Genomic DNA, 735 nt, shown 5'->3' with positions numbered 1-735 from the left:
CTGTTAATCCGTGGGTCGCTGGTTCGATCCCAGCCACCGGAGCCAAACATGCGCGGGTAGCTCAGTTGGTAGAGCACCGGACTGAAAATCCGGGTGTCGCTGGTTCGAGTCCAGCCCTGCGCACCAACGTTGTGACCTCGTAAAAATCGTAGGAGGGGCTGATTACCCCGACCGCAATTTGTGTCCCGGGCTCGGCCTGTGTGTCGCTAGTGTAGATTTTCCACGTGTTGAGGTCAACTAATCAATTGGGGACTAGCCAAGTCAGGTCCAAGGCACTGGGTTTTGATCCCAGCATTCACAGGTTCGAATCCTGTGTCCCCTACCACAGGTGTTTAGTTCAGCTGGTAGAACGGCGGCCTCCAAAGCCGTTGGTCGGGAGTTCGAATCTCTCAGCACCTGCCATATTCAGTCAGTAGAACTGACCAGCTACTGATTCGGGTTCGCCCGAGATTCATGCACGACGGTATTGCACATGCCGCGCAGTCTGGTTACCTGCACTCCTTTTGCTCGGTGTCGGCCCGGGTTAATGTGCAGAGCCGAAGATGTTTGGTTGATTTGGTGTTGGGCAAGTAAATAGAGGGTGGATAGTTGGCGCTATCCACCCTTTTGTTTTTGCTGCGGAGGAATCGTGCGGGACATACTGGTGATTGCGATCATGCTGCTTGGTTGCGTAACTCTAAGAATTCAATTGGTCGCACACGATGTTGCTCCCGCGTTGTCCAACCTGATCATGAG

2 tRNA genes are annotated in these 735 nt (G+C 53.7%); both read left to right on the top strand.

The features are described from left to right. Window positions 1-50: 50 nt before the first annotated feature. Window positions 51-126, top strand: a tRNA-Phe gene (locus AC1RPU_RS07670). A 200-nt stretch (window positions 127-326) separates the two neighbouring features. Next, window positions 327-402, top strand: a tRNA-Trp gene (locus AC1RPU_RS07665). The last annotated feature ends 333 nt before the right edge of the window (window positions 403-735 follow it).

This window comes from Dellaglioa sp. CoH-55-MRSF-7 (assembly GCF_056782235.1).
Note: the sequence above shows the minus strand (reverse complement) of the source record. Positions and strands in the feature narration are given on the sequence as shown.